Source organism: Cedecea sp. (genome assembly GCF_036500665.1).
Classification (GTDB): domain Bacteria; phylum Pseudomonadota; class Gammaproteobacteria; order Enterobacterales; family Enterobacteriaceae; genus Cedecea.
On sequence record NZ_DASYBS010000021.1, the window covers coordinates 108,637 to 128,998 of the forward strand.

At 54.9% G+C, this 20,362-nt stretch carries 15 protein-coding genes and 3 pseudogenes; 11 read left to right on the top strand and 7 right to left on the bottom strand.

Annotated features, from left to right (window positions below; genetic code table 11):
* Positions 1–16: 16 nt before the first annotated feature.
* The 7 genes and pseudogenes from yhdP to csrD form a co-directional block, all read right to left on the bottom strand.
* On the bottom strand, positions 17–3,829 hold the full coding sequence (gene yhdP / locus VGM55_RS03480) for an AsmA2 domain-containing protein YhdP (RefSeq protein WP_331634588.1): 3,813 nt from the start codon (positions 3,827–3,829) through the stop codon (positions 17–19).
* Positions 3,830–3,875: 46 nt separating this feature from the next.
* Positions 3,876–5,345, bottom strand: coding sequence for a ribonuclease G (gene rng / locus VGM55_RS03485; RefSeq protein WP_154188350.1), 1,470 nt, complete (start codon positions 5,343–5,345; stop codon positions 3,876–3,878).
* A pseudogene (locus VGM55_RS03490) lies at positions 5,335–5,954 on the bottom strand (Maf family protein). The gene rng and the pseudogene VGM55_RS03490 overlap by 11 nt, the downstream one beginning before the upstream one ends.
* Before the next feature lie 9 nt (positions 5,955–5,963).
* Complete coding sequence (mreD, locus tag VGM55_RS03495; protein WP_331634589.1) at positions 5,964–6,452, bottom strand: rod shape-determining protein MreD; 489 nt, start codon at positions 6,450–6,452, stop codon at positions 5,964–5,966.
* A pseudogene (mreC, locus tag VGM55_RS03500) lies at positions 6,421–7,438 on the bottom strand (rod shape-determining protein MreC); the annotation flags it as partial. The pseudogene mreC and the gene mreD, both read right to left, overlap by 32 nt.
* A 63-nt stretch (positions 7,439–7,501) precedes the next feature.
* Entirely contained in the window at positions 7,502–8,545 is a 1,044-nt protein-coding gene (gene mreB, locus VGM55_RS03505; RefSeq protein WP_000913396.1) for a rod shape-determining protein MreB, read from the bottom strand.
* A 306-nt stretch (positions 8,546–8,851) separates the two neighbouring features.
* Positions 8,852–10,792, bottom strand: a complete 1,941-nt coding sequence (csrD, locus tag VGM55_RS03510; protein WP_331634590.1) for an RNase E specificity factor CsrD — start codon at positions 10,790–10,792, stop codon at positions 8,852–8,854.
* Between the two features lie 206 nt (positions 10,793–10,998).
* On the opposite strand from csrD, the gene VGM55_RS03515 reads away from it, so the two are divergent.
* The 11 genes and pseudogenes from VGM55_RS03515 to VGM55_RS03565 all read left to right on the top strand — a co-directional run.
* Positions 10,999–11,973, top strand: a complete 975-nt coding sequence (locus VGM55_RS03515; RefSeq protein WP_154188347.1) for an MDR family oxidoreductase — start codon at positions 10,999–11,001, stop codon at positions 11,971–11,973.
* Between the two features lie 111 nt (positions 11,974–12,084).
* Entirely contained in the window at positions 12,085–13,089 is a 1,005-nt protein-coding gene (gene msrP / locus VGM55_RS03520; protein WP_331634591.1) for a protein-methionine-sulfoxide reductase catalytic subunit MsrP, read from the top strand.
* Positions 13,090–13,689, top strand: a complete 600-nt coding sequence (gene msrQ, locus VGM55_RS03525) for a protein-methionine-sulfoxide reductase heme-binding subunit MsrQ (protein WP_045784150.1) — start codon at positions 13,090–13,092, stop codon at positions 13,687–13,689.
* A 231-nt stretch (positions 13,690–13,920) separates the two neighbouring features.
* The gene (gene aroQ / locus VGM55_RS03530; protein ID WP_038478320.1) at positions 13,921–14,373 is read left to right on the top strand and encodes a type II 3-dehydroquinate dehydratase; all 453 of its coding nucleotides are present in this window, start codon (positions 13,921–13,923) and stop codon (positions 14,371–14,373) included.
* 22 nt (positions 14,374–14,395) lie between these two features.
* Positions 14,396–14,875 carry an acetyl-CoA carboxylase biotin carboxyl carrier protein gene (gene accB, locus VGM55_RS03535; RefSeq protein WP_008454913.1) on the top strand — a complete coding sequence of 160 codons (480 nt, stop codon included), beginning with the start codon at positions 14,396–14,398 and terminating at the stop codon, positions 14,873–14,875.
* Positions 14,876–14,885: 10 nt separating this feature from the next.
* Complete coding sequence (gene accC / locus VGM55_RS03540) at positions 14,886–16,232, top strand: acetyl-CoA carboxylase biotin carboxylase subunit (RefSeq protein WP_331634592.1); 1,347 nt, start codon at positions 14,886–14,888, stop codon at positions 16,230–16,232.
* Between the two features lie 113 nt (positions 16,233–16,345).
* Entirely contained in the window at positions 16,346–16,588 is a 243-nt protein-coding gene (locus VGM55_RS03545; protein ID WP_154188344.1) for a YhdT family protein, read from the top strand.
* Entirely contained in the window at positions 16,578–18,032 is a 1,455-nt protein-coding gene (gene panF, locus VGM55_RS03550; protein WP_331634593.1) for a sodium/pantothenate symporter, read from the top strand. Before VGM55_RS03545 ends, panF begins: the two co-directional genes overlap by 11 nt.
* Positions 18,033–18,043: 11 nt before the next feature.
* Positions 18,044–18,928, top strand: a complete 885-nt coding sequence (gene prmA / locus VGM55_RS03555) for a 50S ribosomal protein L11 methyltransferase (RefSeq protein WP_331634594.1) — start codon at positions 18,044–18,046, stop codon at positions 18,926–18,928.
* Positions 18,929–19,299: 371 nt separating this feature from the next.
* Complete coding sequence (gene dusB, locus VGM55_RS03560) at positions 19,300–20,265, top strand: tRNA dihydrouridine synthase DusB (protein ID WP_038478305.1); 966 nt, start codon at positions 19,300–19,302, stop codon at positions 20,263–20,265.
* A 25-nt stretch (positions 20,266–20,290) separates the two neighbouring features.
* Positions 20,291–20,362 (top strand): annotated as a pseudogene (locus tag VGM55_RS03565) (Fis family transcriptional regulator); the annotation flags it as partial.

Below are 20,362 nucleotides of genomic sequence, written 5' to 3' on the forward strand. Positions count from 1 at the left end.
CACCGCTAACGTCAAATCAGTGAGCTTCACTGGTACGTGGCTGGCGCAGCACTTCATTAATTTGCGGTTTGTCGACCGGGCCGGTGATGCTGTAGCGCAGGACGGAAATTTTACTCCACAGCGGGCCAAGCACTTTACTGGCCGCAAACACGGCGGCACCGACTATAGGGTTAACGGCAAAGGCGGCGGCAACCCCGACGGTGGCGGAGATTTCAGGCGCAACCACTGCTTCCATGTTCAGCTCACGGCGGACTAAGTCCACCGAACCTTTCATCGCAATATCCGCCTCCAGCCCATCGACCAGCGTGTCGTCGGTATGCAACACACCGTCTTTTATCCACGCGGTACTGCGAATCGAGTCGTAATAGAAGCCGCTGCCGAAGGTGTCGCTAAAATCGAAACGCAGCTTACGCAGTAGGGCGTCAAAACTCACCAGCCGCAGGAGTTGCCCCGCATGACCGGTGCTAACGTCGGTAATCTGCCCTTTGCCGAATTTGGTGTGCAGGATACCGTTTAGTGAAGCCTCATCAGGCTTCCACGGCTCCGCTCGCCAGTGCAGGTCGTAATCAACGTCGAAAGAAGAGCCCTGCAGTGGGGTTTTCACGCCAAAGAAGTTGGCTGCAGCGTCCAGCTTGTCACCCTTCAGCTTGCCCTTAAGCGAGGTGCGCTCGGTGCCCGGCTTGTTCACCCACTCACCGTCTGCGGTGAGTCGGGCAAAGCCGGTATCCACCAGCCCGTTAGCCAATTGCAGCGTATCGCCATTAATCGTCACATCACCGTCAATACGGCCATATTTCTGTCCCCACAGCCAGCACTCCGCACAGCGCAGCTGCACGTTTGGCCAGCTGCGGAAGTTAATAGGCTCGCTGCTTTCCGGTACCTCAAGCCTGGCGGTATCTTTCGCAACACCGGGAACGACGCTCCAGTTCGGATTGAAGTAGAGATATTTGATGGTAGCCAGCCACGGTGCATTATTTTTCATGCTCAGTGACGCATTAATTTCACGCCCCTGAGCCTCAACCTGAGTACCGTTGATCGCCGGGCGAGAAACCAGGCTCAGGTTATGCCACTGCTGGCCACCGAGGGTTAATGCTGGCGTGCGCAGAGTAACCGCCGACGGGAACGACGCCGAACCGCCTACGCTGTCTGCAGCCCCTTCGCTGAAGAGCGCCAGCCACTGGGCGCCGTCCATCGCGGGCAGATCCAGCTCAACGCCAGGCTGCTCCGGAAGCGGAGGCACGGTTTTACTGTCGGTCGCCCAAATCGCACGGTCGAGGGTCAGCTTTTTATTCAGCAGCCAGCGGCTGGAAAAATGGTTTACCGCGCCCGCATTACCGGTGAGATTAAAGCTCTTCAGGTCACCCTTAACGGCAATATTCAGCGGCAGAGCTGTCCCGGCTTTTTTATCGACAGGAGCAGGTAAGTGACTGCTCACATTCTTCAGGTCACCCGCCAGATTAACTTTGTAGCTGGCGCTGCCGTGATAAGGCAGCGTGATACCGACATCGCCTTTCCACGTTACATTACCGCTGACCGCTTCGTTGACCGGCTTCGGCAGAACGCCGGTTTTATTGGGCTGCCAGTCGCCGCTCAGGTTAACGCCAATCTGGTAGTCTTTGTCACCGGTTTTCGTATTGAAGTTCAGGTTCACGGGCTGGTTAAACCATCTGGCGCTTAGCGCCTCACTTTGCAGATCGCCATTGGTAAAGCTGAATTTACCGCTCAGGTTATGCAGCGTACTGTCCAGCGGTTTGATAAGCAGCGTGTTGTTGTTCAGCCGAACATCCCCTTTGGCCGTCGTCATTTCGCCCGTCAACGGGATGTCGAGATGTAAGCGAGCATTCACATCACCGCCAATCTGGAGTTCATCCAGCGCGGCGGCAAGTGAATCCTCCAGCGGAGTCTCTTTGAAATAAGGGCCTACCGCGCTGCCAGGTCCGTTAATATCGGCATCAATCAACAGCTTTTCTTTGGCATAATCAGGAATGTTGGCCGTCAGGTGAGTGGCCGTTACCCCACCCAGCTTGACCGCGCTGCTGTTCATCCACAGCCCGTTATTGATGAAATCGAGCGTAATATCGAGGTTTTCCAGCGCGGGCCAGTCTGGCTGGAAGGCGAATTTGGCGTTCCGCAGTGGAACATAAACCTCAAACTGGCCTTCGTTATGCTCGTAGGGGAACAGATGCGGGTTACCGCCATACACCAGCGTAGCGTTGTCGGCCTGGCCGCCCTGAATGGCCGAACTCAGATAATCCGTCAGCGCTTTGCCCATCAGGTTTTCCGGGAAGTAGCGCCAGGCATCGGCACCGTTGTCGGTGCTGATACCCGCCAGTATGCCCAGCCACGGATCTCCGCTGGCTGGCTGGAAGTAGCGAAAATCACCGCGCGCCCAAACGGAGCGGGCCTTTACGTCAATGTTCTTGCCGTCTAACTGAAAGCCCTCGGCGTTTTTCTGCCAGGCAAGCGTTGCAGCGCCTTTCTCAATCTCAAGCGGCGCGCGGAAGACGGTTTCGTACGGCATTTTGGCGTCGGTCATTACGGCGTTAAGTTGCCCGTTTGAGACGCTGCCGGTCACCGAGCCTGAGAAGTGCTCTGCGCCAGGCAGCAGCTTCCACTGCTTCCAGCTGACGTTATCCCAGCGCGCCTGCATGCGGGTCAGCTCTGTTTGCTGCAGCGGAATATCCAGCGCCAGCACGTCGATGTGGCCCTGAGGTTGAAGCGACGTCCAGATATCGCCAAACTGAGGCGAGATTTTGGCGGCGATCGGCAACAGGCCGTTAAAGCGAGCCAGTTCCATATTGCTGGCACGTACGCGAAGTTCATCGCTGCGTTGGCTCTGTTTTCCGCCAACGTCCTGCGGCGCTACCCAGGCGATGGAGAGCGAGCCTTTTGGCCAGGTCTGGTCATCAAGAGTAATATTGGTGGAAGGGATAGAAAGCTGCCAGCTGGACTTCCCACGGCTAACCTGTGCGGTAAGATTATCGACCGAAAGCGTATGCGTAGCGCTGTCGGTTCCCGGCCAGCTCGCCCCGCCTTTTTTCAGCCAGACGCTGCCGCCGCTGATATCGCCCTCTTTCACGTCCATCCAGGCTTCAAGGCTAAAACGGGCGCTTTTCAGGTCAACATTGTCTTCCATCCAACGGCCCAGCCAGGGCTTCACGTCCACATCGTCAGCCTGCAGCCAGACCTTGCCGTTATTCAGAATGCCGTTTTCATCCCGCAGGTCCATGCGAACGTTGGCCACGCCGTGCTGGCCGTTGAAGCTGGATAAGCTCACCTGACCTTCCGCGCGATGGCGATTTTTACCATTAAGCCAGGTTAGCTGAGGAATCGAAAGTTCGGCGCGCTGGCCGGAGAGAGTAAGAAAGCTAAGAGAGCTGTCGCGGAGATCGAAGTGATCGAACTGGCGCAGGAAGAGATCGCTGATTTTATCCGCTTCGAGCGTACTATCACCGCCGTTCTGGCTGAGTGGCGTATTGGTGCGCATCTGCAGCTGGTAAAAGGTCAGGTCGCGAAACTGCCAGCGCACGTGAAGCAGGCTTTGCCAGACATCCAGCGCCAGCGTGACGCGTTTAATGCTCAACGTGCCGCCGTCTTTGAGTCCGGCGTTAACATCGCGCACGTCAAGCGTAGGGCCGAAGTTCTCCCAGCTAGCCTTTAAATTACTGACTTCAACCGGCACGCCGGTAGCGGCTTCAATCTTATCCAACAGCGCAGGCCGCCAGGCATCCAGATGCGGCAAAACGAGCCGCAGGCCACTCACCAGCAGCGCGACGATAACAACCAGCGTTACGCCTGTGAGCAGCAGAATGCCGGGCAGTCGCCTCACCTTTCTCTCCTTGTCAGCCTTACGGGCAAAATGCGCATCCGCACATTTACATCATAACGACGTCGAACTGCTCCTGATTGTAGAGCGGCTCAATCTGGACTTTAACCTGTTTACCTACAAAGATTTCTACTTCAGCCAGCGCGTGAGACTCTTCGCTTTTCAACGCTTCACCTACCGCAGGAGAAGCATAGACCAGGAAACGGTCGGAATCGTAAGCATGATGCACGCGCACGATTTCACGCATAATTTCATAACAGACCGTTTCGACCGTCTTTACCGTGCCGCGGCCGTGGCAGGTCGGGCATTCGTTGCAGAGCACATGCTCTACGCTTTCGCGCGTGCGCTTACGGGTCATCTCGACCAGGCCAAGCTGGGAGAAGCCGTTAATACTGGTCTTCACGCGATCTTTACTTAACGCCTGCTCGAGAGAATGCAGCACGCGACGGCGGTGGTCTTCATTGCTCATATCGATAAAGTCGATGATGATAATGCCGCCCAAATTACGTAACCGAAGCTGACGCGCGATGGCCTGAGTGGCTTCGATATTGGTGTTGAAAATCGTGTCGTCGAGATTGCGGTGGCCAACGAACGCACCGGTGTTAATGTCCACCGTGGTCATCGCTTCGGTCTGGTCGATGACCAGATAACCGCCGGACTTCAGCTCCACTTTGCGCTCCAGCGCACGCTGGATTTCGTTCTCAACGTCATAAAGATCGAAAATAGGCTGCCGGCCGCTGTAATGCTCGATTTTGCTGGTCATCTCCGGCATGTACTCGGCGGTAAATTCCAGCAGCATTTCATAGGTCAGGCGGGAATCAACGCGAATACGATCCAGCGCCGCGTCGGCAAAATCACGCAGTACGCGCTGCGCCAGCGCCAGCTCACCGTACATCTGGTAACGGGTTTGATTACGCTTTTTGCGCTCGCTAACCTTGGTCCATACACGCTTAAGATAGGCGGCATCAGAAGACAAATCTTCTTCGCAGACGCCTTCAGCGGCGGTGCGAATTATAAACCCCCCCTGCTCATCGCAATATTCATTCACGATGCGCTTCAGGCGGTCGCGCTCTGCTTCGCTTTCAATACGCTGGGAAACACCAACGTGAGAAGCGCCGGGCATAAAGACGAGATAACGCGAAGGAAGAGTAATATCAGTGGTAAGGCGTGCGCCTTTTGTGCCCAGCGGATCTTTCACCACCTGCACCATTAAATCTTGCCCCTGGCGAACCAGCTCGGCGATATCTCGCACGCTAAAGTTCTTTTGCTCCTCACCCGCTACGCACTCGGTGTGCGGCATGATGTCAGAAGCATGAAGGAAAGCCGCCTTATCCAGGCCAATATCTACAAATGCCGCCTGCATTCCAGGCAGCACCCGGCTAACGCGACCTTTGTAGATATTCCCTACTATTCCGCGGCGCGCTTCGCGCTCAATATGGATCTCTTGCAGTATGCCACCGTCAATATAGGCTACCCGCGTCTCTGATGGGGTAACGTTGACTAATAATTCAGCCGTCATCTTTTCCTCGTCCGTCACGCAGCGCGTGAAAATTGCTCAGCAACTCACCAGTTTCCACCAGTGGTAATCCCACCACTGCATGATAACTGCCATTAATCCTTTTAACGAAACAGCCGCCAAGCCCCTGAATGCCGTAAGCACCGGCTTTGTCCATAGGTTCACCGCTGGCGATATAGTCGGCAATATCCTGTTCGGATAAGCTGCGAAACGTCACATCGGTAATCACTAACGCTTCCAGTACTTGCGCAGCGTCGGCAATTGCCACCGCCGTCATCACCTGATGCTGATTTCCTGAAAGCAGGCGCAGCATCTGAGCCGCATGCGCAGTATCATGCGGTTTTTCAAGCACTTCACCGTTAAAGATAACAATCGTATCTGCCCCCAGCACCGGCAAATCCTCGGCGGCCAGCGCTACGCCAGCCTGGGCTTTTTCACGCGCCAGACGTCGAACATACTGCTCGGCGCTTTCGTGCGGCTGCCGCTGCTCTTCAATGCCCGGAACCAGGCGTTCGAAAGAGACGCCGAGCAGGGTCAGAAGCTCCTGACGGCGAGCAGGGTCAGAAGCTCCTGACGGCGAGGCGAACCGGATGCCAGATACAACGTAGTCATGTTTACCTTTTATTGCACAGCGAATTGCTGGCGAACTTTGCGCATTAACAGGAAAATCCAGGGCCACAGGATACCGTTAACTACACTACTCCAGAACACTTCCGGTCTGAAAGAGACATTGATCACTAAAAATTCTGACCAGAAAACAATGATGTCGGTGACTAGCGAGAGCAGCATGACGACCAGCGCCTGCTGCCAAAGGGCGAGATTACGGAAAAGCTGGTATTTCAGCGCCACCAGGTAAGCCACAACACTTAATGATAGAGCGCGAACGCCAAGTGTGGATCCACTGATCAAATCCAGTATGGCGCCCACAATAAAACCCGTCCCAACATTAACGCGGTGCGGCAGGGCTAAAATCCAGTAAAGCAGAATCAGTAATACCCAATCTGGCCGGTAAAACTTCAGGTCGTCCGGCCAGGGCATCACCTGCAACAATAGAGCAATCAGAAATGAAAGCCAGATAACCCACCGGCCCTGGTGACGTAGACTTCCCACTACTGTGCTCCCGTAGCAGGCTGAGTGATCCCGGTTGCTGGCGCAGGGACCGGCGCGGGAGGCCCCATTGAACCCGGCGGCGGCAGAACCTGAGGCATCATCTGCATCAGACGTTCATTTGCCACGCGGTGCACTTCTTCAGGCGGCATTGGCGACGACCCGTTTTTGTCCGCCCCCCACAGCAGCAGCAGGTAGCGCAGACGCTGCAGCCCGGCGGTAGGACGAGCCTGAATCACGGTATAGGCCCGCTGAGTATCAAGCTTAACCGATGATACAACGCCAACCGGGTATCCCTCGGGGAAACGACCGCCGAGACCAGAGGTCACCAGCACGTCCCCTACACGAATATCGGTATTGGCCGGCAGATGCTCCAGCTGAAGATCGTCAGTACAGCCATTACCTGCCGCAATCACGCGGATATCGTTACGCAGCACCTGAATCGGCAGAGCATGGGTTGCATCACAAATCAGCAGTACCCGACTGGTCAATTTCGCTACCGCGACAACCTGCCCCACAACGCCTTTATCGCTGATAACCGGCTGGCCTTCGTAAACACCGTTTACGCTGCCTTTGTCGATAACCACCTGGTCGCTATAGGGGTCATTAACGGTTGAGATGACCTGAGTCACCATTTTTTGCTCATCCTGACGCAGCGGAGAACCCAGCAGCTCGCGCAGACGCGCGTTTTCCTGCCGGTATTGACCCAGCATCAGCAATTCACTGTTTTTCAGGATTAACTCCTGACGCAGAACCCGATTTTCAAGTTCAAGCTGGTCGCGCGAGGCCAGCGTTTGAGACACGCTGTCGAGCAATTCACGGGGACCATTAGAGACAAAATAGAAAGGACTGACGGCTGTATCCATGTATGTTCGAATCTGACTGAACATACCGAGGCGGCTGTCGGCGATAATGACACCAAGCGCCACCAGCACCGCCAGAATAAGGCGAATCTGTAGCGACGGGCCACGGCTAAAAATTGGCTTCATAGGCTATGCGTATTCCCAAACCAGCAAGCAGGGGCAGCGAAAGCTCCCCCTGGCCTGTGGCTGTTACTCTTCGCTAAACAAGTCGCCGCCGTGCATGTCGATCATTTCCAGTGCCTTGCCGCCGCCGCGGGCAACACAGGTCAGTGGATCTTCTGCAACTACTACCGGGATACCCGTCTCTTCCATCAGCAGGCGATCGAGGTTACGCAGCAATGCGCCACCGCCGGTCAGAACCATACCGCGCTCGGAGATATCGGATGCCAGCTCTGGCGGGCACTGCTCCAGCGCAACCATCACCGCGCTAACAATACCGGTCAGCGGCTCCTGCAGTGCTTCGAGGATTTCGTTAGAGTTCAGGGTGAAGCCGCGTGGCACACCTTCAGCCAGGTTACGGCCGCGAACTTCGATCTCACGCACTTCATCGCCCGGGTAGGCAGAACCGATTTCGTGTTTGATACGCTCAGCGGTGGCTTCACCAATCAGGGAGCCGTAGTTGCGACGAACGTAGTTGATGATAGCTTCATCGAAGCGGTCACCACCGATACGCACGGAAGAGGAGTAAACTACGCCGTTCAGGGAGATAACCGCAACTTCAGTGGTACCACCGCCGATATCCACAACCATCGAGCCGGTTGCTTCAGACACCGGCAGGCCGGCTCCGATTGCCGCAGCCATTGGCTCTTCGATCAGGAACACTTCACGTGCACCGGCCCCCTGGGCGGACTCACGGATAGCACGGCGTTCAACCTGAGTAGCACCAACTGGCACACACACCAGCACGCGCGGGCTTGGGCGCATGAAGCTGTTGCTGTGAACTTGTTTGATAAAGTGCTGCAGCATTTTCTCGGTCACGAAGAAGTCAGCGATAACGCCGTCTTTCATCGGACGAATAGCCGCGATGTTGCCCGGCGTACGGCCCAGCATCTGTTTAGCATCATGGCCTACGGCCGCAACGCTCTTAGGGGAGCCGGCACGGTCCTGGCGAATGGCCACGACGGAGGGCTCATTCAGTACGATGCCTTGTCCTTTCACATAAATCAGGGTATTCGCGGTACCCAGGTCAATGGACAGGTCATTGGAAAACATGCCACGAAATTTTTTCAACATACTAAGGGATAATCCTGAAAGCTGGGGCGGATACAAAATCCGCTTACTTTACCAACCACACGCTACAGCGACAAGGCGCAAAAATGTTCTGCAACGGTGAAAAATAGTGCAGTTCACTACGGCTGTAACACTTTTGAAACGTCTACCTACATGGCGTTCAGAAATGCAGCAAACGCGGTAGAATAAACGAACAGCTAACAGCAGCAAACCGGTTCATAACGGCTGCGACAATCTGGCCGGCAGGCAGATTAGCCCCCTTGAGATGCAGCGCGCGTTATTCTACGTGAAATAATGGCAAACGGCAGGTTAAACCGAGTATCTTTGTGAATATTTTTTCACATTACTGTCAAGCGGCTGAGATGCGGCGATAAAATCGCCTTGCGCCCCTGCCACCCCGTTATCAATCAGCGTCTGCCATTCGCCGCGGGTCCTCACTCCCGTCGCAAAAATACGGGTTCGCGTACCGTTACAGGCCTCAACCAAACTCTTCACAAACAGTTGGTTTTCAGTACGCTTGCCGATGTTTCTGACCAGACCCGGATGCAGCTTAATCAACTCTACATCCAGCTCTTTAATATAGGTTGTGCTAACCACCGTTAACCCCGCCTGGATAATTACGACCCTTGCCCCTAACGCGGTGACTAACCTTACAACATGTTGTAAACGGCTGATGTGTTGACATACATCTGCCTCAGCAAGTTCAAAAAGAATCCTTGAGCGTTTCGATTTTTCGCACTGCATCAGAGAATCACGCAGCCAGCGCTGGAATGGCGCACGAATAAGCGAGTCGACGGTGATTTGAATCGCGAGCGTCTCTTCCGGCCAGAAGTTCAGCAGCGGTAAAAGCCGGGACACAACCTGGCGGTCATATTGCTCTGACAAACCGAACTGCCTGACCATCGGCATATACTCGGCCGACAGCACCTCCTGCTCACCGTCAAAAATGCGGCACATGATTTCGCGGTGGAGAACGGCGCCGTCCCGATCGACAGCTGGTTTCTGGTAAAAACGCGGGCCGCCTTGCTTCAGTACTTGCTCAAGCAAGGTACGCCACTTCACGTTGCCTCGCCCCTGCTCCGGCAGCTTGTCGTCGTAGACTGACCAGCTATTTGCCCCCTGGAAAGCGGCATTGCGGGTGGCGATTTCCGCATGTTCCATCACCTGTTCTTTTGTCTGCCCGCTCCGCCAGGCGCAAATGCCGATGTGGAGCATATCGCTTCGGTCGACCATACGGGTTGGCGGCAGCGCATCGACGGAATTCAGCAGCTGGCTGGCAATACCGTCCGCCTCTTTTAGGGTACGGTGCGGCAGCAGAACCGCAAAATCACTGCGGAAATAGCGGGCCAGCAAGGCACCGGGATAACGCATCACAAAGGTCGAGAGCAGGTTCACCAAAGTGAATAAATATTCTTCTACCGGGCCGTTACCCCACGTCTCTTTTAATAACTCGAAATCAGGCAGGCGAATAATCATCACCACGCCGTGGGTGCCGACCTGCTCCTGGCCTTCCAGCAGCGTTGCCAGCTGGTTATCAAAGAACAGGCGATTATTGAGCCCGGTTTTAATGTCCTGAGCGGCAAAAGCCCTGATCAGGGTATCCACGCGGCTGCGCTGCTCGCCGGCGTTTTGCAAATCAGAAAGTAAGGTATCCAGCGCGCTGCTCACCAGCGGCGGCCACTCATGAACGGTACCGCGAACCTGGGTACCGCGTTCTCCGGCAATAATTTTCCCAGCCCTTATTTCTAAAAGCTCCTGCCCGGAAAGCTGACGCTTGAGCCAGCGACCAGCAATGAAAAGGACCACCAGCATAAAAGCGACCGCCGCAGTTAATGGCGTAGTGGTGAACATCGCGTGGTAGTAGACGGAAATCGGGTCACGGTAGGTCAAATTCAGGGACATCCCGGGGTGCTTCATCAGGGCGACATTGAGGGTCCGGTAGGTGTATTGCGTGCCCGTCGGGCGATAGCCTTCGGGTAAAGTGTGCTGGAAAAGGTAGCTTTTATCCGCCAGCAGGCGAATTTCCGTAATATCAACCGGCATCATGAGTTCGCTAAAGTGGTCCGCGAGCTGCTGAGGAGAGCGGGATATCAGTTGATTATCAATAATTGTGGCGACGGTCAGGATACGCTGCCGGGTTTTGTCATGGACCGAGTTATAGAAGCTCAACAGACACCCCAAGAGCGTTACGATAATCGCAAGCCCGGTCAGGAGGGTGATGAAAGCTGAGAGTTTCGTCGTTAATCGCATCCCTGTGTTAACTCCGGTTAGTGAAAATTAACCACACTCAAATTGGTCCCAAAGGAGGAAGCATTAAATAGCAAAGGCTGACCCCTGGCAAACGAAACCCCTCGGTAATTTCTGAGCATTTATTGCGGTAAGTCGGCTCTAAACATCAGTATCGGAGTATAGTCTGCTAAGATTTTTTTCCCATGGATACCGACCGAGGAGCGCCAATGCAGGCCTTAATCCTGGAACAGTCCGAAGGCCAGACCCTGGCCGCGGTAAAAGATATTGAGCACGCCACGCTGCCTGAGGGCAACGTTACGGTGGAAATTGATTACTCCAGCCTGAATTACAAAGACGCGCTAGCCATTACCGGCAAAGGCAAAATTATCCGTAACTTTCCAATGGTGCCGGGTATCGACTTTGCAGGCAAAGTCTACGCCAGCGAAGACGCTCGCTTCCAGCCAGGCCAGGCTGTTTTGCTTACCGGCTGGGGCGTAGGTGAAAACCATTGGGGGGGTCTGGCGGAGACTGCCCGGGTCAACGGTGACTGGCTGGTTGCCATGCCGGAAGGCCTGGACGCACGCAAAGCGATGATCATCGGCACCGCCGGTTTTACCGCCATGCTTTGCGTTATGGCGCTGGAAGACGCGGGCGTTACGCCAGAAAACGGGGAAATAGTCGTGACCGGCGCAAGCGGCGGAGTGGGCAGCACCGCCGTTGCCCTGCTGCACAAGCTGGGATATAAGGTTGCCGCCGTTTCCGGACGCGAAAGTACACATCATTACCTCCGTAGCCTCGGTGCTGACCGTATTCTTGGCCGCGATGAGTTTGCCGAAACGCGCCCGCTGGAAAAACAGCTCTGGGCCGGTGCCATTGATACCGTTGGCGATAAAGTGCTGGCCAAAGTGCTGGCGCAGATGAACTACGGCGGCTGCGTAGCGGCCTGCGGTTTAGCCGGCGGCTTCGCGCTGCCAACAACCGTGATGCCGTTTATCCTGCGTAATGTTCGCCTGCAGGGTGTTGATTCAGTGATGACACCGCCGGATCGTCGCACCGCCGCCTGGGCACGTCTGGTAAAAGACTTGCCGGATGCCTTCTACCAACAGGCAACCACCGAAATCGGCCTCGCAGAAGCGCCAAAGTACGCCAGTGACATCATTAATAACGCCATTCAGGGAAGAACCCTGGTGAAAATACGTTAATCCGCACCGGGGGCCACAACCTGCGCCCCCATAAATTTCAATTTTTCGTGACATATTCGCCGGAACGCTTTCTCTCGGTCATGCTTAGGCTATCGCTACGAGGAGAACGTCATGAAAAAGGTCACCCGGCTCACCGAAGCCGACGTTACGCCAGAATCCGTATTTATGATGAAGCGCCGCCAGGTGCTGAAGGCTTTGGGCATCAGCGCTGCCGCCCTGTCGCTCCCCCAAACCGCAAACGCCGATATTCTTTCCTGGTTCAAAGGGAACGATCGTCCACCGGCGCCTGCCGGCAAACCCCTGACGTTCAGTAAACCAGAAGAGTACCAGGCAAAACTGGCGCTGACGCCGGAAGACAAAGTCACCGGCTACAACAACTTCTACGAATTTGGGCTGGATAAAGCCGATCCGGCCGCCAACGCCGGCGGGCTGAAAACCGATCCCTGGCAAATAAAAATCAGCGGCGAAGTGGCTAAACCCATGACGCTCGATCACGACGATCTGTATAAACGCTTCCCGCTGGAAGAACGCATTTACCGCATGCGCTGCGTTGAAGCCTGGTCGATGGTCGTTCCGTGGATTGGCTTCCCGCTCCATAAGTTGCTAGCGATGGTTGAGCCCACCAGCAACGCAAAGTACGTGGCCTTTGAAACGCTTAATGATCCGGAACAAATGCCCGGCCAGAAAGACCGGTTCATCGGCGGCGGTCTGCAATATCCTTATGTAGAAGGGTTACGGCTCGATGAGGCGATGCACCCTCTAACGCTGCTGACCGTGGGCGTGTACGGTAAAGCCTTACCACCGCAAAACGGCGCGCCGATACGCCTTACGGTGCCGTGGAAATATGGCTTTAAGGGCATCAAATCGATTGTCAGTATCAAGCTGGTGAGCGAACTACCGCCAACGACCTGGAACCTTGCCGCGCCGAATGAATATGGTTTCTACGCCAACGTGAACCCTCACGTCGATCATCCCCGCTGGTCTCAGGCCTCGGAGCGCTTCATCGGTTCGGGTGGTGTACTGGACGTTAAGCGCCAGCCGACGCTGCTGTTTAACGGCTACGCTGACCAGGTAGCTTCGCTTTATCACGGCCTGAATCTGAAGGAGAACTTCTGAGTGCGACTGACGGTAAAACAGATTACCTGGCTAAAAGTGGGGCTTCATCTGGCCGCATTTCTGCCCTTCGTCTGGCTGTTTTACGCGGCAAGCCAGGGACTTTTCAGCGCCGATCCGGCGAAAGATATCCAGCATTTTACCGGCAGAATGGCGCTCAAACTGCTGCTGGCAACGCTGCTGATTACGCCGCTGGCGCGCTACGCCAAACAGCCGCTGTTGATTCGTACCCGCCGCCTGCTGGGTGTCTGGTGCTTTGTCTGGGCGACGCTGCATCTCACCAGCTATTCGCTGCTGGAGCTGGGGATCAGCAATCTTGGGCTGCTTGGTCAGGAGTTGGTGAGCCGCCCTTACCTGACGCTGGGCATCATTTGCTGGATTATCCTGCTGGCACTGGCCGTCACGTCCACCCAGCGGGCACAGCGTTTTTTAGGCGCCCGTTGGCAGAAACTGCATAACTTCGTCTATCTGGTGGCGATCCTCGCGCCGATTCATTTCCTCTGGTCGGTTAAGATTTTGTCCCCTCAGCCCTTGCTTTATGCGCTGGGGGCTATCATCCTTCTCGCACTTCGCTACAAGAAGTTTCGCCAGTGGTGGCGCTAGCCACAGAGCGTGTGCTTCTCCGCAGAAAAAACATCAATCGGTATCGTTCTTCGGATACCGGTTGATCATCTTCCCTGATAAGACCAGTATTTAGCTGCCAAATGCTACGAAATCGTTATAATGTGCGACTTCGGTTTTTTCTGACGCCCATTTTCGGCTCGAAAAGGTGACAACCGGAAAACTTAGGTATATTTTGTAAATTGCCTACTAATTGCGGGAGATGGCAGCACGATGTCGGGTGAATTTCACATTTTGCTTTTGAATGGCCCTAATCTGAACATGCTGGGCACGCGGGAGCCGGACAAGTACGGCCACCAAACGTTAGCAGAAATTGTTAACACGCTTGAGGCAGAGGCAACAAACCTTGGCGTAACGCTCAGCCACCTGCAATCTAACGCGGAGTATGCGTTGATTGACCGAATTCATCAGGCCAAAGACACTGTCGACTTTATCCTGATTAATCCGGCCGCGTTCACGCATACCAGCGTTGCGCTGCGCGATGCGTTACTGGCGGTGGATATCCCGTTTATCGAGATTCACCTCAGCAATGTGCACGCACGTGAACCGTTTCGCCATCATTCATATCTTTCAGATAAGGCCGTCGGCGTGATCTGCGGATTAGGCGCTGATGGCTATTCATATGCACTACAGACGGCGGTAAAACGCCTGTCAAAATCCATCTAAACAAAGAGTACGGAACCCACTCATGGATATTCGTAAGATTAAAAAACTGATCGAGCTGGTTGAAGAATCAGGCATCGCTGAACTGGAAATTTCTGAAGGCGAAGAGTCTGTACGTATCAGCCGCTCACCGGCAAACGCTGGTTTCCCAATGATGCAACAGGCTTACGCTGCGCCAATGTACCAGCCTCAGCCACAACCGGGTCTGGCTCAGGCCGTTGCGCCAGCCGCAACCCCAGCAATGGAAGCCCCTGCAGCTGCTGAAGTCAGTGGTCACATCGTACGTTCCCCAATGGTCGGTACCTTCTACCGTACCCCAAGCCCTGATGCAAAAGCGTTCGTGGAAGTGGGCCAGAAAGTTAACGTTGGCGATACCCTGTGCATCGTTGAAGCAATGAAAATGATGAACCAGATCGAATCAGATAAAGCCGGTGTGGTGAAAGCAATTCTGATTGAAAATGGTCAGCCGGTAGAATTTGACGAGCCGCTGGTCGTCATCGAGTAACGAGGCGAACATGCTGGATAAAATTGTCATCGCCAACCGCGGCGAGATTGCCCTGCGTATTCTTCGTGCCTGTAAAGAGCTGGGCATCAAGACCGTCGCCGTGCACTCAAGCGCGGATCGCGATCTGAAACACGTATTACTGGCGGATGAGACGGTCTGTATCGGCCCGGCTCCGTCCGTAAAAAGCTATCTGAACATCCCGGCAATCATCTCCGCGGCGGAAATCACCGGCGCGGTAGCGATTCACCCGGGCTATGGCTTCCTGTCTGAAAACGCCAACTTTGCCGAGCAGGTTGAGCGCTCCGGCTTTATCTTCATCGGTCCGAAAGCTGAAACTATCCGCCTGATGGGCGACAAAGTTTCCGCGATCACCGCGATGAAGCAGGCTGGCGTACCGACGGTACCAGGCTCTGACGGCCCACTGGACGGCGACATGGATAAAAACCGTGCCCATGCGAAACGCATCGGCTACCCGGTTATTATCAAAGCGTCCGGCGGCGGCGGCGGTCGTGGCATGCGCGTAGTGCGCGGCGACGCGGAACTCGAGCAATCCATCAACATGACCCGTGCGGAAGCCAAAGCGGCTTTCAACAACGACATGGTTTACATGGAGAAATACCTCGAGAACCCACGCCATATCGAGATTCAGGTGCTGGCCGACGGCCAGGGTCATGCTATCTATCTGGCCGAGCGTGACTGCTCCATGCAGCGCCGCCACCAGAAAGTTGTTGAAGAAGCGCCAGCGCCTGGCATCACGCCTGAGCTGCGTAAATTCATCGGCGACCGCTGCGCCAAAGCCTGTATCGACATTAACTACCGCGGCGCAGGGACCTTCGAGTTCCTGTTCGAAAACGGCGAGTTCTATTTCATCGAAATGAACACCCGTATTCAGGTAGAACACCCGGTGACCGAAATGATCACCGGTGTTGACCTGATCAAAGAGCAGCTGCGCATTGCGGCCGGCCAACCGCTGTCCATCAAACAGGAAGACGTTCACGTTACCGGCCATGCGGTGGAATGCCGTATCAACGCCGAAGACCCGAATACCTTCCTGCCAAGCCCGGGCAAAATCACGCGCTTCCACGCGCCTGGTGGTTTTGGCGTGCGTTGGGAATCGCATATTTACGCCGGCTACACCGTACCGCCGTATTACGATTCAATGATTGGTAAGCTGATTTGCTACGGCGAAACGCGTGAAGTGGCGATTTCCCGCATGAAAAACGCGCTCGCAGAGCTGATCATCGACGGCATCAAAACCAACATCGAGCTGCAAACCAAGATCATGAATGACGAACACTTCCAGCACGGTGGAACTAACATCCACTATCTGGAGAAGAAACTCGGTCTTCAGCACTAAGTTTCCGTCAAACATGTCGATAAAAGGCCGGATTTCCGGCCTTTTTCTTTTTTGATCCTCCTGCCGGATGGATGCGTTACAATTCTCGCTTTCCGCGAACTCAAGGGACAAAAATGGACAAGCGTTTTGTTCAGGCCCACAAAGAAGCGCGCTGGGCGCTCTGGCTGACCCTGCTCTATCTTGCCGCATGGTTAGTGGCTGCTTACTTACCTGATAATGTAAAGGGTATCACTGGCTTACCTCACTGGTTTGAGATGGCCTGTCTCCTGGTGCCGCTGCTGTTTATCCTGCTTTGCTGGCTAATGGTTAAAACAATCTTCCGCGACATTCCTCTGGGAGATGACCATGCAAAATGAAGTCATTGCCGTACTGGTTATCTACCTGATAGCGGTATTTGGCCTCTCTGTTTACGCCATGCGCCAGCGCAGCTCCGGTACTTTCCTGAGCGAGTATTTCCTCGGTAGCCGTTCGATGGGCGGCTTTGTACTGGCAATGACGCTCACCGCCACCTATATCAGCGCCAGCTCATTTATCGGAGGGCCGGGCGCCGCCTATAAGTACGGACTCGGCTGGGTACTGCTGGCGATGATTCAGATCCCAACGATCTGGCTGTCTCTGGGGATCCTGGGGAAAAAATTCGCCATCCTGGCACGCCGCTACAACGCGATTACGCTTAACGACATGCTTCAGGCCCGCTATCAAAACCGCGCGGTGGTGTGGATTGCCAGTATCAGCCTACTGGTCGCGTTCGTCGGCGCTATCGCCGTGCAGTTCATCGGTGGCGCAAGGCTGCTGGAAACGGCGGCGGGCATAAAATACGAAACCGGCCTGCTGATCTTCGGGATCACCATCGCCCTGTACACCGCCTTTGGCGGCTTCCGCGCCAGCGTACTCAACGACACCATGCAGGGCATGGTGATGCTGATAGGCACCATCGTTCTGCTGGTTGGCGTTGTTCACGCCGCGGGCGGATTAGGGAACGCGGTACAGACGTTAGAGCATATCGATCCGAAACTGGTGAGCCCGCAGGGCGCGGGCGATATTCTGACGCCAACCTTTATGACGTCCTTCTGGGTGCTGGTCTGTTTCGGCGTTATTGGCCTGCCGCACACGGCGGTGCGCTGTATCTCCTATAAGGACAGTAAGGCCGTACACCGCGGGATTATTATCGGCACCATTGTGGTCGCCATTCTAATGCTGGGCATGCACCTTGCCGGCGCGCTGGGCAGAGCGGTTATTCCGGGGCTGACGGTGCCAGACCTGGTGATCCCAACCCTGATGATGCAGGTTCTTCCGCCGTGGGCTGCAGGGTTATTCCTGGCCGCCCCAATGGCCGCCATTATGTCCAACGTTAACGCGCACCTGCTGCAGGCATCGGCGACAATCGTGAAAGATCTGTGGCTCAGTGCAAGTCCGGCTAAAATTCGTCATGAAAGCCGCCTGAAGCGCATCTCCACTACCACGACGCTGGTGCTGGGCCTGCTGATGATGCTGGCAGCCTGGCGCCCGCCGGAGATGATTATCTGGCTCAACCTGCTGGCCTTCGGCGGCCTTGAGGCCGTTTTCCTGTGGCCGCTGGTGCTGGGCCTCTACTGGGAGAAAGCCAACGCCGCAGGCGCGCTAAGCGGCATGATTGTCGGCGGCGTGCTGTACGCGGTGCTCGCCAGCTTCAGCCTCCAGCTCTTCGGCTTCCACCCGATTGTGCCGTCGCTGCTATTAAGCTTGCTGGCGTTCCTGATAGGTAACCGATTTGGTCATACCGTTCCGGAACCCCTTCTTGTTTCCACTACTGATAAATAAAGAGTTTCGCCATGCCATGGATCCAACTGAAAATTAACACCACCGGCGGCAACGCTGAAAGCCTGGGCGATGCGCTGATTGAAAGCGGAGCGGTTTCCGTCACCTTCCAGGACACCCACGACACGCCGGTCTTTGAGCCGCTGCCTGGCGAAACCCGCCTTTGGGGCGACACCGACGTTATCGGCCTGTATGACGCAGAAACCGACATGGAAGAAGTCGTGGCTATCCTGGAGAACTGTCCTTTGCTGGGCCAGGGCTTCCACAACAAAGTGGAGCAGCTGGAAGACAAAGACTGGGAGCGCGAATGGATGGACAACTTCCACCCGATGCGCTTTGGCGACCGTCTGTGGATTTGCCCAAGCTGGCGTGATGTGCCGGACGAAAACGCCGTCAACGTGATGCTCGACCCGGGCCTGGCGTTTGGTACCGGCACCCACCCAACCACCTCGCTGTGCCTCGAGTGGCTCGACGGCCTGGACCTGGCCGGCAAAACCATTATCGACTTCGGCTGCGGCTCCGGGATCCTGGCCATTGCCGCCCTGAAATTGGGTGCCGCAAAAGCCATCGGCATTGATATCGACCCACAGGCGATTCAGGCCAGCCGTGACAACGCCGAACGCAACGGCGTTTCAGAGCGTCTTGAGCTTTACCTGCCAAAAGACCAGCCAGAAGCCATGAGCGCCGACGTGGTGGTCGCCAACATCCTCGCAGGCCCTTTACGTGAGTTAGCGCCGTTAATCAGCGTGCTGCCGGTTGAAGGCGGTTTCCTTGGCCTCTCTGGCGTTCTGGCAAGCCAGGCCGAAGGGGTTTGTGAAGCTTATGCTGATAAGTTCACGCTTGATCCGGTCGCGGAAAAAGAAGAGTGGTGCCGCATCACCGGTCGTAAGCACAGCTGATGAAAATAACGGCATACGGCGCTGCTGCCGTGTGTCGTTTTTAGCCAGTTTTAGTGAGTAAACCGCACCCAAAAATGAGAGCTTGTTCGCATAAAAAATCCAAAACTGGCCACAAAAACAGCGATTTATCTGGTTAAAACCCCCTGTTCGACAGCATATTTCTGCTAACTTTCAGGAAAATTTAAAACAGCATGAAATAAACGAAAAACTCTAACTATCTGATTAATTGGATTAATTGTGTAATCTGGCTACACTTGTTGCCGCTTCATTGATCTGTGACAGAGGATTGTTCAAAGTTTGGCCTTTCATCTCGTGCAAAAAATGCGTAATATACGCCGCCTTGCAGGCACAGTATGGTCATTTCTTAACTCATGCGCATCGGACACCACCAGCTCAGAAATCGCCTGATCGCAGCACCTATGGCTGGCATTACTGACAGACCATTCAGGACGCTGTGCTACGAGATGGGAGCAGGGTTAACCGTTTCCGAGATGATGTCCTCTAACCCAGAAGTTTGGGCGAGTGATAAGTCCCGTTTACGGATGGTACATGTGGATGAACCGGGTATTCGCACCGTGCAAATTGCCGGCAGCGTACCTGAAGAGATGGCAGAAGCCGCGCGTATAAACGTGGCTAATGGCGCCCAGATTATTGATATCAATATGGGTTGTCCGGCAAAAAAGGTGAATCGTAAGCTGGCAGGTTCAGCCCTTCTGCAGTACCCGAGTCTGGTAAAGGACATCGTGACGACGGTAGTGAAGGCAGTGGATGTTCCTGTGACGTTGAAAATTCGTACCGGCTGGGAGCCCGCGCACCGTAACTGTGTAGAGATTGCCCAACTGGCTGAAGACTGTGGGATTCAGGCTCTGACAATTCATGGACGCACACGCGCCTGTTTATTCCAGGGCGATGCTGAATACGACAGCATTCGGGCAGTTAAGCAGAAAGTTTCCATTCCGATTATCGCGAATGGTGACATTACTGACCCGCTTAAAGCCAGAGCTGTACTTGACTATACGGGGGCTGATGCCCTGATGATAGGCCGTGCGGCTCAGGGAAGACCCTGGATCTTTCGGGAAATCCAGCATTATCTGGACACTGGAGAGCTGCTGCCGCCCTTGCCTCTGGCAGAGGTGAAGCGCTTACTTTGCTCGCACATTCGGGAACTGCATAGCTTTTATGGCGATGTAAAAGGTTACCGAATTGCACGTAAACACGTCTCCTGGTATCTCCAGGAGCACGCTCCAAATGACCAGTTTCGGCGCACATTCAACGCCATTGAGGATGCCAGCGTACAGCTGGAGGCGTTGGAGGCATACTTCGAAAATTTTGCGTAAACAGAAATAAAGAGCTGACAGAACTATGTTCGAACAACGCGTAAATTCTGACGTACTGACCGTTTCTACCGTTAACTCTCAGGATCAGGTAACCCAA